General features: G+C 49.3%; 11 protein-coding genes and 1 other annotated feature. Of the genes, 10 read left to right on the top strand and 1 reads right to left on the bottom strand.

Annotation, left to right across the window (positions count from 1 at the left end):
• Positions 1-179 precede the first annotated feature (179 nt).
• The gene (gene acsA, locus KH172YL63_RS17165) at positions 180-1,898 is read left to right on the top strand and encodes an acetate--CoA ligase (RefSeq protein WP_173107251.1); all 1,719 of its coding nucleotides are present in this window, start codon (positions 180-182) and stop codon (positions 1,896-1,898) included.
• A gap of 547 nt (positions 1,899-2,445) precedes the next feature.
• Here the strand turns inward: acsA and KH172YL63_RS17160 are convergent.
• Positions 2,446-5,379, bottom strand: a complete 2,934-nt coding sequence (locus KH172YL63_RS17160; protein ID WP_173107250.1) for a transglycosylase domain-containing protein — start codon at positions 5,377-5,379, stop codon at positions 2,446-2,448.
• A gap of 181 nt (positions 5,380-5,560) precedes the next feature.
• Positions 5,561-5,770, top strand: a binding site (T-box leader).
• A 71-nt stretch (positions 5,771-5,841) separates the two neighbouring features.
• Here KH172YL63_RS17160 and tyrS point away from each other — a divergent pair.
• The 9 genes from tyrS (at position 5,842) to KH172YL63_RS17115 (ending at position 15,324) form a co-directional block, all read left to right on the top strand.
• Complete coding sequence (gene tyrS, locus KH172YL63_RS17155) at positions 5,842-7,104, top strand: tyrosine--tRNA ligase (protein ID WP_173107249.1); 1,263 nt, start codon at positions 5,842-5,844, stop codon at positions 7,102-7,104.
• A gap of 476 nt (positions 7,105-7,580) precedes the next feature.
• Positions 7,581-8,381 (top strand): nicotianamine synthase family protein, encoded by an 801-nt coding sequence (locus KH172YL63_RS17150; protein ID WP_173107248.1) that lies wholly within the window; start codon positions 7,581-7,583, stop codon positions 8,379-8,381.
• 4 nt (positions 8,382-8,385) lie between these two features.
• Positions 8,386-9,600, top strand: coding sequence for an opine metallophore biosynthesis dehydrogenase (locus KH172YL63_RS17145; protein ID WP_173107247.1), 1,215 nt, complete (start codon positions 8,386-8,388; stop codon positions 9,598-9,600).
• Positions 9,597-10,466 carry a DMT family transporter gene (locus KH172YL63_RS17140; protein WP_173107246.1) on the top strand — a complete coding sequence of 290 codons (870 nt, stop codon included), beginning with the start codon at positions 9,597-9,599 and terminating at the stop codon, positions 10,464-10,466. Before KH172YL63_RS17145 ends, KH172YL63_RS17140 begins: the two co-directional genes overlap by 4 nt.
• Before the next feature lie 23 nt (positions 10,467-10,489).
• Complete coding sequence (nikA, locus tag KH172YL63_RS17135; protein ID WP_173107245.1) at positions 10,490-12,013, top strand: nickel ABC transporter substrate-binding protein; 1,524 nt, start codon at positions 10,490-10,492, stop codon at positions 12,011-12,013.
• Entirely contained in the window at positions 12,013-12,981 is a 969-nt protein-coding gene (gene nikB / locus KH172YL63_RS17130; protein WP_173107244.1) for a nickel ABC transporter permease, read from the top strand. The genes nikA and nikB overlap by 1 nt, the downstream gene beginning before the upstream one ends.
• Positions 12,951-13,763: a nickel transporter permease gene (nikC, locus tag KH172YL63_RS17125; RefSeq protein WP_173107243.1), complete on the top strand. Its 813-nt coding sequence runs from the start codon at positions 12,951-12,953 to the stop codon at positions 13,761-13,763. The genes nikB and nikC overlap by 31 nt, the downstream gene beginning before the upstream one ends.
• Positions 13,763-14,572: an ABC transporter ATP-binding protein gene (locus KH172YL63_RS17120; RefSeq protein WP_173107242.1), complete on the top strand. Its 810-nt coding sequence runs from the start codon at positions 13,763-13,765 to the stop codon at positions 14,570-14,572. Before nikC ends, KH172YL63_RS17120 begins: the two co-directional genes overlap by 1 nt.
• Positions 14,572-15,324, top strand: a complete 753-nt coding sequence (locus KH172YL63_RS17115; protein ID WP_173107241.1) for an ABC transporter ATP-binding protein — start codon at positions 14,572-14,574, stop codon at positions 15,322-15,324. The genes KH172YL63_RS17120 and KH172YL63_RS17115 overlap by 1 nt, the downstream gene beginning before the upstream one ends.
• Positions 15,325-15,382: the final 58 nt, after the last annotated feature.

The raw sequence follows: 15,382 nt of genomic DNA, 5'->3' as shown, positions 1-15,382 counted from the left end.
ATATAGAGCGCTTTCACAAAATTTTCAGACGTTTAGAAAAGATTTATGGAAGCGTGGAGGCCCGTTGAACAGAGGGTGAGACCTGTAAATGCCACTGGCAGATTTTTTAAAAAATTGAGAAAATATTATTTTTATACTATAATAAGATTGTAATTTCTTACATAAAGGGGATGCGGTATATGAAAGTGGAAGCGTTACCAGTGACAAAGGGAAGCTACAATCTTGAAAGCTATGAAAAGACCTATGCATCATTCGATTGGAAGGATGCGGAGAAAGAATTTTCATGGGCGGAAACAGGGCGTGTCAACCTGGCACACGAAGCCATCGACCGCCACGCGGCTTCTTTCAGGAAAAATAAAGTCGCGCTTTATTACCGGGATGCAGACCGTGATGAAAAATATACTTACGCGGATATGAAGAAATTGTCCAACAAAGCAGGGAACGTATTAAAGCGTTTCGGGGATGTTGAAAAAGGGGACCGGGTCTTCATCTTCATGCCAAGATCACCGGAATTGTATTTCTCCGTATTGGGTGCGATCAAGCTCGGCGCCATCGTCGGCCCGCTCTTTGAAGCATTCATGGAAGGAGCGGTAAGGGACCGTCTTGAAGACAGTGAAGCGAAGGTGCTGATTACGACGCCTGAACTGCTGAAGCGGGTACCGGTCAGCGAACTGCCGAACCTGAAGCATGTGTTCCTTGTAGGGGAAGACATCGAGGAAGACGACGTGCATGTCGACTTCATGGCTAAATTCGCAGAAGCAAGCGATAAGCTTCAAGTGGAATGGGTAGACAGGAATGACGGCCTGATCCTTCACTATACGTCAGGATCGACCGGCAAACCTAAAGGGGTGCTCCACGTCCACAATGCGATGATCCAGCATTATCAAACGTCCAAATGGGTGCTTGACCTCCAGGAAGAAGACGTGTACTGGTGCACAGCCGACCCGGGCTGGGTGACGGGGACTTCCTACGGTATCTTCGGCCCGTGGCTGACCGGTGCATCGAATGTCATCGTCGGCGGCCGCTTCAAGCCGGAAAACTGGTACAAAACGATCGAAGACTACGGTGTGACCGTCTGGTACAGCGCACCGACCGCCTTCAGGATGCTGATGGGTGCAGGGGACGAAGTCGTGAAGAAGTTCGACCTGAGCTCACTCCGCCATATCCTGAGTGTCGGAGAGCCGCTTAATCCGGAAGTCGTCCGCTGGGGAATGAAGGTATTCAACCTCCGCATCCATGACACATGGTGGATGACGGAAACCGGCGGACAGCTGATCTGTAACTACCCAAGCATGGAAATCAAGCCAGGCTCGATGGGGAAACCATTCCCGGGCGTGAAGGCCGCAATCGTCGATGACCAAGGGAATGAAGTGCCGCCGTACCGGATGGGGAACCTCGCCATCAAAAAAGGCTGGCCTTCGATGATGAACCAGATCTGGAATAACCCGCAAAAGTATGAATCCTACTTCATGCCGGGTGACTGGTATGTATCCGGGGATTCTGCCTATATGGATGAAGACGGATACTTCTGGTTCCAGGGCCGCATCGATGATGTCATCATGACGTCAGGAGAACGGGTAGGACCTTTCGAAGTCGAAAGCAAGCTGGTCGAGCATCCTGCTGTCGCAGAAGCAGGCGTGATCGGAAAGCCTGACCCTGTCCGAGGTGAAATCATCAAAGCATTCATCGCCCTCCGCGATGGATACGAAGTGACGGACGAATTAAAAGAAGAAATCCGCCAATTCGTCAAAAAAGGGCTCGCTGCCCACGCAGCCCCGAGGGAAATCGAATTCCGCGACAAACTGCCTAAAACCCGCAGCGGTAAAATCATGCGCCGCGTATTGAAGGCATGGGAATTGGATCTGCCGACAGGTGATTTAAGTACAATGGAAGATTGATAGAATGAAGGCCTCCGGATTGCGGGGGTCTTTTTTTTGTGGGAGTTGGGAAGAAGGGGGGCTGCCGGGTGGATGGCTGATTGATTTGGGAAGGGGGAGGATTGGAAGTGTCCGTGTGGAAGATTGATTGATGGGGAAAAGCGGTAAATTGAACGATTTTGTCCGAAAAGGGTGTGAATTAGTAGAGTTCATGCTTGGAATCTCGTGAATTTAAGTATAGTCCTTTAAAAAATCAAACTATAATTGGTTTTTTGGAGGGTTCATACGTCGGGACGCAAGGCGTGTCCTGATATATGAGCCGGATTTGGGATTTATGAGCTGGTTTCCAGATATATGAGCCCGATTCAAAATATATGAGCGGCTTTTCTGATATATGAGCAGGCTCTCCCGATATATGATCTCTTTGTCGAAAAATCGTGAGGGCTGCCGGCTTCAAGCGACATCATTGACATTCCAAATGTCCGGTTCCCCCCACCGACCAGCCGACAACCAGCCACACAAAAAAAACGAGAGAAAGCCAAAGCTTTCCCTCGTCTCATAAAAGTATTCAGTTCTGTTCAGCAGGTGGATCCGGTTCGGCAGGCGGCTGTGTCCCGCCGTCGCCTCCGCCATCTCCGCCTCCGTCATCTGCCGGTGGTGGCGGCTCCGGTTTGTCCGGTTTTGGTGGAGGATCGGCCGGTTTGTCACCAGGTGGTTTCGGATCCGGCTTTTCAGGTTTAGGCGCTGGCTTCGGTTCAGGCTTTCCGATCTGTACCGTGTTGGAATGGGCGGATTCTTTGCCGGCTACATCGACTGCAACCACATAGTATTCACCGTTTCCGACTGATACGGCATAGCTTGCGCCTGATTTGACGCTGCCGACTTTGCCGCCTGATTTTTTGTAGACCCGGTATCCGACGACGTCACCGCTTGCGGACGGGGTCCACGTGATCTTGTTTCCATTTCCGCTTGCTTTGACGGTTCCCGGTGCGGCACCGTCGTCTGAAATTTTATTTTCTGCGATGAGGACGTTTTTGAAACGTTCATCGCCTTCTGGAATCAGTTTGTCTGGATTTCCAGGTACAGCACCGAAGATGTTTTTCACAAAGTCCGGGTTTAGGATGACGCCAGGCTGTGAGAATTCTGCCGGTGTGTTAGGAAGTGCCAGATATTTCTTTCCGTTGACCATGACGTAACGGCTCATGAGCAGGCTGTCGTCTGTCTTGGTCGGGACGTATTTGGCGTTGAACAGGTCACTCTTCACGAGTCCTGCCTGACTGCACGCTTCTGATGGAAGCAATCCTGAGATCGAACAGAAGGATCTTCTGACAACCCCTTCAGGCTGCTGGAATCGTGCATCCGGATCAATCAGTTCCGGTGCGAGCGCTCTTGTGTCATTCAGCAGGTATGACCATAAGCGGATGTTCCGCAGTCCGTAATGTCCGTACTGTGCACGTGAGCCGGCTGTGTTCAAGGAAGAAGGTGTGTCATATCCGAACCATGTACCGAATGTGATGCTCGGATTGGATGCGACGAACCAGTGGTCCTTGTAGTCCTGACTCGTCCCTGATTTTCCGGCCCAGTCTGATCCGAAATTCAGGAAGGTTTTTGCATAGCGTCCTGTTCCTAGTGAATGGTTCAGCGTATCCCTCATCATATCGATTGCGAGATAGGCCGTTTGCGGACTGAATACATCCACAGGATCAACTTTGTGCTCATACACGACATTGCCGTCTTTGTCGACGATCTTGTCGATCATATAGGCGTCGAGGAACTTACCGCCGTTGGCGAATGTTGTGTAGGCATTGACGTTTTCTTCGACTGTCACACCGGTCGTTGTGGCACCGAGTGTGAGGGACAGGTTATTGTCATATCTGCTGGAAAGGGAAGAAAAGCCCATCTTCAGCAGGAATTCCTTGAAAGGATTTCGGTTGTAAATGTTCGCATACGTTCTGACGGCAGGGAGGTTAAGTGATTCTGCAAGGGCATATCTTGCAGGGAACAGTCCCCGCTCCCGGAATGAATAGTTCTCAGGTGTCCAGCCGTTGATGTTGACCGCCACATCAGGAATCGGTGATCCCGGTGAGATGTAGCCGTATTCGAGTGCCGGTGCGTACGCAAGCAGCGGTTTCATCGTCGAACCGTTCGATCTGTGTGACTGGGTGGCATGGTTGATCTGCTCCAGTTTGAAATCACGGCCGCCGATGAAGCTGATGATGCGTCCTGTTTTATTTTCGATCATCATTGCGCCGACCTGGACCGGCTGCTCCACTTCTACTTCTTCTCCGGTTTCTGGATCCGTTTTAGTGATCGTCTTGGTTGGTCCGTACATTTCGTAGGCGTCTTTTGTTTTCTGCATTTGATCATAAATCTTTTTATTGATGGTCGAGTGGATCTCGTAGCCGCTTTGGCGTACGTTCCGGTCGGCAAGCGTCCGGTATTTGTCTTCGAGCTCATCATTGTTCTTAAGATCTTCTTTTGAGTAGCCGTCTTTTTCAGCAAGGACGTTCATCATGATATCGACTGCACGGCTTTCAAGCTCGGCAGTCAGCCATGGATACTGCTCCTGTGGTGATGGCTTTGGTTCGACGAAGTCTTTCGTGATGTCATAGGCGACGGCATCGTCGTATTGCTTTTGGGTGATGTAGCCTTCCCGGTGCATCCGGTAGAGGACCGTGTTTTTACGGCTCATCCCGGCTTCGAGATTTTCTTTGACTTCACCGTTGTTCTTGAATGGTGTGTACGAGAACGGTGCCTGTGGAAGTCCCGCGATGAAAGCAGCCTGTGGCAGGGTTAAATCCTTTGCTTCCACGCCGAAGATCCCTTTGGCAGCTGACTGGACGCCGGCGATGTTTTGACCTGATGAATTACGGCCAAGTGTCGCCACGTTCAGATAGGCTTCCAGTATTTCGTCTTTATCGAAGAATCGCTCCAGGCGAAGGGCAAGGAGGATTTCCTTTGCTTTCCGTTCGAACGATACTTCATTCGTCAGGATCTGGTTCTTGATCAGTTGTTGGGTGAGGGTACTTCCACCCGATTGGGTAGATGAATTCGTGAACTCCTGGAGGACGGCACGCATGATCGCTTTCGGCACGACTCCGTTATGTTCCTTGAAATATTCATCTTCCGTTGCAATGACCGCATTCCGCAGATCTTCTGAGATATCTTCGAGCTTCACTTCTTCACGTTCGAGGTCTGTCCGGAGCTTTCCGAGATATACATCGTCGGAGAAGTAAAGGCGTGATGTTTCTTCATAGTTGTAGATGTCCTTTTTCATCTGGTCATAAGGACGGATCGGTTCTTCCTTGACGAGGGAAGCGAAATAACCCGCTCCGACGCCTCCTGCAAACGCAAATCCTAAAATGAGTGTGACAACAAGGATCAGGGACAGGTTCCAAAATACGCCGTATGTAATTCTTGCTCGTTTCTGAAATCTGGTATTTGAAAAGAACCTGATTGCAGGGTCTAATTTTTCGAGTAATAAGTTCCATTTTTCCTTCATATATCATTCCCCCCAGAACATTCCCATTATAGCATATTTACAGGAAGGCTGTGGTAAAAAGTCAAATGATATGGAAGTTTTACAGCAAGTGAAGTTGACTATTATGTGTGGATATGGTAAAAACCTTATATAGTGATAAGAATGAAAGTCCGCTGAAAAGGTGGATTTCAACCATAAATGTGTGATCGCAATGAGAGGAACGAGTAGTCTGCCTTCCCTGTTACATAGAGAGTCAGTGGTTGCTGGAAACTGACACAAATGGCAGATGAATTACATCCTGGAGCTTTTGCTGTGAACCTATAAGTAGCAGCAAACGGTGGAAGCCGTTATCTTCGATGAGTGAAGGATGTATTCCTTAATTTGGGTGGTACCGCGCGACAGCGTCCCTGCATATATGCAGGGACTTTTTTATTGTCTAAAAAGGGTATTGCTGCACATTTTACCAAAAAGGAGGAAAATAGGATGGATTTACTAAAAGATTTGGAATGGCGTGGAATCACGTATCAGCAAACAGATGCTGAAGGACTGAAGGACGTATTGAATAAAGAGAGCATTTCGATTTACTGCGGGATCGATCCGACGGCAGACAGCATGCACATCGGTCATCTGCTTCCATTCCTGACGCTCCGCCGTTTCCAAAATCAAGGGCATCGTCCTCTTGTGTTGGTCGGGGGCGCAACAGGCTTGATCGGTGATCCGAGCGGGAAGAATGAAGAGCGTAAACTGCAGACGATTGAAGCGATCCAGGGGAATGTGGCAGCCATCAAGAATCAGCTTGAGAGCATCTTTGATTTCGAAGGTGACAACGGTGCGGTCATGGTGAACAACTACGACTGGATCGGCGCGATGGACGTCGTCACGTTCCTGCGTGATTACGGTAAGCATGTCGGGGTGAACTACATGCTCGCGAAAGATACGATTTCATCCCGCCTTGAGTCTGGGATCTCTTTCACCGAGTTCACGTACACGATCCTGCAGGCGCTTGACTTCAACCACTTGTATGACAACTACAACTGTAAGCTTCAGATCGGGGGAAGCGATCAGTGGGGCAATATCACGACTGGTCTTGAACTGATCAGACGTACACATGAAGAAGAAACGAAGGCATTCGGATTCACGATTCCGCTTGTGACGAAAGCAGACGGGACGAAATTCGGTAAAACGGAAAGCGGAGCGGTGTGGCTTGATCCGAAGAAAACGTCTCCTTACGAGTTCTACCAGTTCTGGATCAATGCTGCAGATGCGGACGTGGTGAAATACTTGAAATACTTCACGTTCCTGTCTCATGAAGAAATCGACGCCCTTGCACAGTCTGTTGAAACCGAGCCTCATCTTCGCAAGGCGCAAAAAGCGCTCGCAGAAGAAATGACGAAGCTGATCCACGGTGAAGAAGCCCTTGATCAGGCGATCCGCATCACCCAGGCGCTGTTCAGCGGTGACATCAAGTCATTATCTGCTTCTGAGATCCTCGAAGGATTCAAGGATGTCCCTTCATTTGAACAGGCAAAAGGAGAAGAAATCGGTTTGATCGACCTTCTCGTCAACGCCAAGATTTCTCCTTCCAAGCGTCAGGCCCGTGAAGACGTAGGAAACGGTGCGATTTACATCAACGGAGAACGTGTGACTGATCTTCAGCATGTAATGGGTGAAGCCGACAAGATCGAAGGACAATTCACGATCATCCGCCGCGGAAAGAAGAAATATTTCCGGGTTCAGTACGTATAATAGAAAATAGAATCTATCAGTGCGGTATCCGTTCTTGCCATGAGAGCGGGTGCCGTGCTTTTTTTACCTGAACCGCCACTCATATTACTGTAAATGGGAGTTTGGTCGGAGTTGTCAACAGGGAGGATATGTGGTTTAATATCGTTAGCCTTTTGTAAAACGTAACGATTACGATTATGGGCGGTGGACGACTTAATGCTTCAACAAGAATAGGGAAAGGATTTTATTTATCTTTTAAATCGTAATGATTTCGTTTTATTGAGGTGACCTCAGGAAAAAAGATCTATTTCCTAAAAATTTCAATTTATCTTCACAACCGGCTTGTACAATGACAAAGGTAGGGAGGTGAGTGTTACACGCTGGAGGCTATACATAACTGAAAAGGATAGAACGATTCATAATTTATATTTTAAAAATCGTAATGATTTCGTTTTATTACTTAGAAGGGGAACTACAACAGATTGAGGTGAAGCGTGATGAAAACGAAATATGAACTTCTGTGCGCGCTGCAGGTCATTGAGTTCGAGATTTCACTGCTCGCAGATTACTCAAGGGAATGTGATGAGTGTTACGAATTGTTGAGGCAAAAACTTGATGAGCTGTGTGGGTTCATTAAAAGTGAAGAAAATGACGGGAGGTGGAAAGAGTGGGGCTCGCTGCATGAAATCAAGGAGCTGTCTGAGAAGTTGAGAGAAACGTCAGTGAGTGCGTTGTGTGACATGGAGAAATATCAGTCTCTCTCTGCAGGGCAACGGAGTCTTGGACGTTATTTGTCTTCCCTTTCAGAATCGGTCAGGGAAGAGTACCGCCAATATCATATACATAGTGACTCAAAGGTGCTGTTCATCGGCTCCGGGGCATTTCCGACAAGCGCACTCACGATGGCGCAGGAAACCGGTGCAAGCGTCATCTGCCTTGATTTCGATCAAGAGGCGATCACGTTGTCGAAGGAAGTGGCAAGGCTGACAGGGCTTGAATCCCAGCTGTCTTTCCTGCACGGGGAAATTCATCAATATCCTGATTTGAATGGGATTACACACGTATTTATCGCTTCACTCGTCAAAAACAAACTCGAAGTGATTGAAGAACTGAAGGAAAAGGTGGAAGAAGGGGCGAAAGTGGTCGTCCGCTACGGGAACGGTTTGAAATCCGTATTCAACTACCCCCTTGAGGAGACGTGTTTGAACGGATGGAGTCAAAGCCTGCAAGAGGGTGATGCCATTTACGACACGCTCTTATTGGTCAGAACAAATGAATGGACAGAAGAAAGGGCGTGAGAGAGTGGAACATACATTAATTATCGGGGCCGGTCCTGCAGCTGTCCAGACGGCGGTACTTGCAGGACGTGCCTGGAAGGGGGACGTGTCGGTCGCAAGCCGCCCCGGCAGCCGGTTCAGGAAACTGAAGGAGAATTGCGTCCTGAAAGCAGAGGCGAAGGACAGACCAGCCATGTCAGGAGAAGTGAGCGTCTCACGTTATTACGATGGATTTACGAAAGTCCCTGACCGGTATTCTACAATTATTCTTTGCACACCGGATGACGCGTATGGTGACATCCTCGAGTCGCTTGAAATCCATAAGCGATCACGGGTGCAAACGGTCATGCTGCTGTCACCTGGAATGGGGGCAAACCGGGCGGCGGAGAGCATCATTCGGCATCAGCAGGTGGAAGTCATCAGTCTGTCAAACTACTATGCTGCAACAAAGTTTAAAGAGAATTCATTCATCGCTTTTACAAAAGCCGTCAAGAAAAGGATATATGCAGCATCCAACAGGACCGGGACCGGGCTGGAAAAGGTGAAGCAGTTATTGGGTCCAACCGGTATTGATGTAGTGGTGAAAGACGCTCCGATTGAAGCTGAGTGCAGAAACATTACGACATATGTTCATCCCCCGTTCTTTATAAATGACTTCTCGCTGGATGAGACGTTGGCCGAAACCCGGTCGGTCAAGTCATTGTACAAGCTGTATCCGGAAGGGCCTGTCACTCCCTCGGCCATTTCTGACATGGTCAAGCTGTGGAAAGAATGTTCTGTTCTTGTCGAAAAGCTTGGGGGAGAGCCGGTCAACCTGCTTCAATTTCTCCATGATGATAATTATCCGGTGAGGGAGGCTTCGCTTTCCCGCGCTGATATTGATGGATTCATAGACTTTGAAACAGTGAAACAGGAATATTTGTTATACATACGCTATGCTTCCCTGCTGATTGATCCGTATTCGGAACCGGATGTGGAGGGAAGATATTTTGAGTTTTCGAAGGTGCCGTATCAGCAGATATCTCAGAATGAAGCCGGTGAATGGGTGCTGCCCCGGATTCCGTTGGAGGATTACAAGAAATTGAAGGTCATCAGTAGATTGGGGCGGGAATGCGGCGTCAGCTTGTCAATGACCGGGGAATTGATCACCAGGTTTGAACGGCGGGTTAACGGGTGGCAGAAAGAAACCGGAAGGATCATCGCAGGCTTCTGTCCTGACGGAGGGGAGGGGGCTGTATGAAAAACGGTGTACTGTTAGCGATTCTGTCTTCCTTGATTTTCAGCATCATGAATGCCCTGGTAAAAGGCGTGGGGGACTCGATCCCGTCGTCTGAAGTCGTATTTTTCAGGAGTTTCATAGGAGCTGCCCTTATCTTTCTTATCATGAAGCGGAGAAGCGTTCCGTTTTCCCGGACCGGAATCCCGATGCTTATCCTGAGAGGGATGCTCGGTGCATTTTATCTGCTCGCTTATTTTTATACGATTTCACAGATCACGCTGGCAGATGCAAGCATACTCGCACATTTGTCCCCGTTCTTCGCGGTCCTGTTTTCCTTTTTATTTTTAAAAGAAAAGGTTCCGAAAGGGGTTCTCATAATCCTTCCCCTTGTCGTAGCAGGGATTGTGCTGGTGGCAAAACCGGGTGTGTACAGCTCTTATTCCGTTCATGCGTTGGTCGGTGTGCTTGGTGCCTTATTCGCGGGGGGAGCGGCAACGAGCATCCGGTATTTAAGTAAAACCCATCATTCTTATGAAATTGTATTCTATTTTCTGGCAGCAGGAACGATTGTGGCGCTGCCGATCATGTGGGACAGCTTCGTCATCCCGTCGCTGAGCGATACCATGTTCCTGATTGCGATCGGGGTGGTATCCCTCATCGGACAGGTGTTTCTGACGAGCGCCTTCACCCATGAAAAGGTTGTTGTCGTCGAGATTGCCCGTTACATCGGAATTGTGTTCAATGCACTGTGGGGATTCCTGTTCTGGACAGAAATTCCCGATATATACACGATTTCCGGAGGCATCTTGATCGTCGCAGCCTGTATATTACTGTCACGAAAGAAGCAAACACGGCCATCAGCAGTGGTCGCTTTACCAAAAAAATAAAGGATAGACGAAAAGGAGAATACATGATGTCAAAGAAAACATTGGCCGCCTGGATGATGATTGGGTTCATCGTCCTGTTCGCTGCGGCATGTTCGTCAAGTGAGAAAGCAGAGACAGAAGAAAAGAAGGAGTTGACGTTCCTGTCCAAATTCCCGAGCGATACGATGGATCCCCACTTGAACTATACGCCGGTGCGTGCAGGGATAGCTGAAACACTGGTGAAAATCAATGAAGAGTTGAAACTCGAGCCTTGGCTTGCAGAGAAATGGGAAAGCGTCGATGGAGGAAAAACGTGGACTTTCACCATTCGGGACGATGTCACTTTCCAAAATGGAAAGAAGCTTGACGCTGAGGCAGTCAAGAAATCGTTGGAAAGAAATATTGACGTCAGTGAAGCGATGAAGTCTGCACTGAAGATCAATCAGGTAGAGGCTGACGGACAGATCCTGACCCTTTCCCTGGAACAGCCGCTGCCTGAGCTGCCGTCTGAACTTGTCCATCCGAATACCGCGATCATCGATGTGGACGAAAAAGAGACAAACACAGACCCGGTCGGTACCGGGCCATTCAAAATCACTTCCTTCAAAGCGGACAGCAAAGTCGAACTTGAGCGTTATGAGGAGTACTGGGACGGCAAGCCGAAGCTTGAGAAAGTAGTGCTTACCTTCAATGATGACGCCAATGCCCGCACCCTTGCCCTTCAATCGGGGGATGCCGATGTCGTGTACCGTCCTGCTTTTGAAAGCATGGAGGAGCTGAAGAAAGATGACTCGATCAAGGCCGATGTGGTGCCGGGTATCCGGGCGCAGATGCTGCTTTATAATTTTGACGGCATTTTCGGAGATAAACATATCCGGAAAGCCTTCGATTATATGATCGACAGGGAAGAGGTTGTGGACAGCACCCTTGCAGGATTTGGCAAGCCGGCAGGGGGTCCATTCGTATCTGAGTTGCCATTTGCCAACAATGAAACGAAAGTGTTTGATCTGAAGGAAGCGAAGAAGCACCTTGCTCATGCCGGTGTGGAATGGAAGGACGGCAAAGCAATGAAAGATGGAGAAGAGCTTTCGTTGAAAATCATTACTTATTCGTACCGTCCGGAACTTCCGCTGATGGCACAGATCCTTCAGTCCAACGCAAAGGAACTCGGGATCGAGATGACGATTCAGCAGGTTGAAAACATTGATGAAGAAATGGCTTCAAAGGACGATTGGGACATTTCCACATACAGCCTTCTGACTGCTCCACGTGGAGATGCAAGCTATTTCCTTCATACGGCTTACATGCCAGGCGGTTATCTTCATGATGCAGGAAGGATTGAACATAAGGAATTGCAAAAAACGATCCAAACATTGAACGGTACGGTGGATCAACAAAAGAGGCAGAAGCTTGCCATGGAGGCAAGTGACATCATCAATGAAGAGTTCCTTCATTCGTTCATCGTCCATCCAAGCAATGTTGTCGCTTATAAAGAACATGTAAAGAACTGGGTGACGAGTAAAAGTGAATTTTATATGCTGACGAATGATTTGGATGTCGTGAACTGATGAATTTGATCGCAAGGAGGGTTACGGAGTTTATTCTGTTCCTGACCGTCCTGTCGTTTGTGAGCTTTACATTCATTCATCTGGCCCCCGGCGACCCTTTGGATGCAATGCTCCAAACCGATGAGGTGGCGGTCTCCGGGGAACAGAAAGAATTGCTCAGGCGGGAACTCGGCCTGAATGAACCGTTGTATATTCAATACGGGAGATGGATGCTGAAGTTCTTTCGATGGGATTTGGGAGAATCGTACACAACGAAGCAGCCGGTCATGGATGAACTGTTGGACAGGCTTCCTGCCACAGTGCAACTGACGATGATGTCCCTTGTTGTCATGACGGTCATATCGGTGCCGCTTGGAAGCCTTGCTGCCGTTTGCCGGAACAGATGGATTGATCAGCTGAGCAGGGTGTTCGCCTTGCTCGGCGCATCGGTTCCGAGCTTTTGGATGGGGCTACTGCTGATTGATTTGTTTGCGGTGAAGCTCGGCATGCTCCCGTCAATGGGAATGGGGACGTTTACCCACCTGATCCTTCCGTCAGTGACGCTTGGTCTTGCCATGTCAGCTGTATATGTAAGGATCCTGCGCTCGAGCTTACTTGACAGCCTGGGGCAGGATTTTGTCCGTGCAGCGAGGGCGAGGGGATTATCAAGGAAACGTGTCTTTTTTGCCCATGCTTTCCGTCACAGCCTTACGCCGGTCATCACGATGTTTGGGGTGAGCCTTGGGAGCCTGCTCGGCGGAACCGTCGTCATCGAAGTGCTGTTTGCATACCCGGGAATCGGAAAGCTTGTGGTAGACAGTATATTGGAACGGGATTACCCTGTCATTCAAGGGTACATCTTTTTCATGGGGCTGCTTGTCATGATGATCAATTTGACGGTCGATGCTTCCTACCGCTTTCTCCACCCTGAAATCAGGCTGAAGGAGGTGAAGCGGCAATGGTACGAACGGGAAAAAAGCGCCGGCTGATTGGCGCGCTTGGATTATGCTTCATTCTTTTCGCTTTGGCCCCATCCCTTTCTCCTTATGATCCGCTTCAAGTGGACCCGGGCAACAGGCTTCAGACGATGAGCAAGGACCACCTGCTCGGGACGGATCATCTTGGGAGGGACGTCTTATCACGGATACTCGAAGGTGCTTATACAACGGTCGGGATCAGCTTGATCATCATGGGAATGGTCCTGCTGATCGGGGTGCCGGCAGGATTGATATCCGGCTATTTCGGCGGCTTGATCGACAGGATGTTCATGAGGGTGACCGACGCTGTGATGGCGTTTCCCGATTTTATCGTGGCGATTGTGTTGAGCGGGCTGCTTGGGCCGGGGATGCTGAACCTCATGTGGGCGATCGTCCTTGTGAAATGGACGAGCTATGCCCGCTTGGTCCGGAGCACGGTATTAACGGAAAAGAAGAAGGATTATATGAAAATTGCAGCACTCAATGGGGTGCCAGGTTTCAAAGCGATGAGGAAACACCTCCTCCCCCATGTGGCAGGTCATGTCCTCGTCCTTTGCACATTGGATCTTGGGAAAGTGATCCTGATGATCGCAGCCCTTTCCTATATCGGCCTCGGTGCCCAGCCCCCGTCACCGGAATGGGGAGCCATGCTTAATGACGGCCGGGCCTATTTTCACAACGCCCCACATCTGATGTACATTCCAGGATTCGCCATCGTCATCGTCGTCCTGATGTTCAATCTGGCCGGAGACCATTTGAGGGACCGATTCGATGTGAAAAAGGAGGGAGCATGATGCTCGAAGTAACCGATTTGACCATCTGCAATCAAAATAGACCGCTTGTCGATCATATTTCTTTTACCATTGAAAGTGGGGAATGGTACGGCCTGGTCGGTGAGAGCGGAAGCGGAAAAAGCATCACTAGCTTATCGATCGGGGGACTCCTGCCGTCCTCCCTGCACATGAAGGCAGGAAGCATCAGGTTTCAAGGGAGGGACATGGTCAACATGAACCGCCGTGAGAAGTCATGTATGCTCGGACATGGACTGTCATATGTCTTTCAGGACTATCAGGGTGCGTTCACCCCTTTTATGAAAATAGGAAAACAGTTTGATGAAGTGCTCCGTGCACACACTTCATTGAAGGGGACCGAAAGGAGAATAAGTGCTTTGGAAGCGTTGAAAAGGGTGAAGCTGCCTGAGGAGAAAGTGTACGGAAGTTATCCTTTTCAATTGAGCGGCGGTCAGCTCCAGCGTGCCTCGATTGCAATCGCGATGATGCTGAAGCCGTCCCTGCTGGTCGCCGACGAAATCACAACAGCGCTCGACAGCATCACGGCCGCTCATATTCTGAAGCTTCTGGATGACATGGTGAAAGAAACGAATTGCTCGGTCCTGTTCATTACCCATGATCTGAGAAAAGTGAAAAAATATGCAGACCGCATCGGGGTGATGGAGAAGGGGAAAATCGTGGAGAGTGGTTTTGCCCAGGACGTATTGTCCGCTCCTTCACACCCTTATACACACAAGCTCCTCCAGTCGCTCCCGGAACTACCCGAGAGCCGTCGCCGCCTGTGGACGGGAGAAAGGGAGGGAATGTGTTAGTGGAAAATGAGCTATTACTGGCAAAAGAATTGACAAAATCCTATCAGTTGGGAACACCTGTGATAAAAGATGTATCCTTCTCGATCAGTAAGGGAGAGTGCGTAGGTCTCGTTGGTGAAAGCGGGAGCGGAAAAAGCACGCTTGCCCACTGCTTATTAGGTTTGGAAGATGTTGATCGGGGGAAGATAGAGTTCCTTTCCACACCCATTTCAATGATAAAAGGGAGCTTTCGCCGTAAAACGGGAAGAAATCTCCAAGCCGTCTTCCAGCAGCCCTCTGCTTCCTTGAATCCAAAGCTGAAGATCATAGATTCCCTTATGGAAGCACTCGATATGCAGCAATCCTACGGCAGGCATCAAAGAAGAAGGAAAGGAGAGGAGCTGCTTGATATGGTCAGGCTTCCTTTATGGACGCTCGACGCATACCCCCATGAATTAAGCGGTGGGATGAAACAGCGGGTGAACATCGCCCGTGCCGTCAGCACAAAACCGCCCCTCCTTATTCTCGATGAGCCGACCGCTAGCCTCGATGTGTCAGTCCAGGCATCGATCCTGAATCTTTTCAAAGATTTGCAGGAAGAACTGGGACTTGCGTTCCTGTTCATTACCCATGACCTCGCCGCCGCGGCATATATGAGTGACAGGATTCTTGTCATGAAAGATGGAGGCATACGTGACTCCTTTCAAAAAGAAGACATCTTCGCTGAAGAAAGGCACCCCTATACACAGGAGTTGATCAGGGTGTTTGTCTAGACCGGACATATTGAAAAATCCGAATGCTCATCGTGCATTCGGATTTTTTGATTTCATG

This window comes from Bacillus sp. KH172YL63, assembly GCF_011398925.1.
Lineage (GTDB): Bacteria > Bacillota > Bacilli > Bacillales > Bacillaceae_B > Rossellomorea.
The sequence above is the reverse complement of the archived record's forward strand: the minus strand, read 5'-3'. Positions and strand labels throughout refer to the sequence as shown.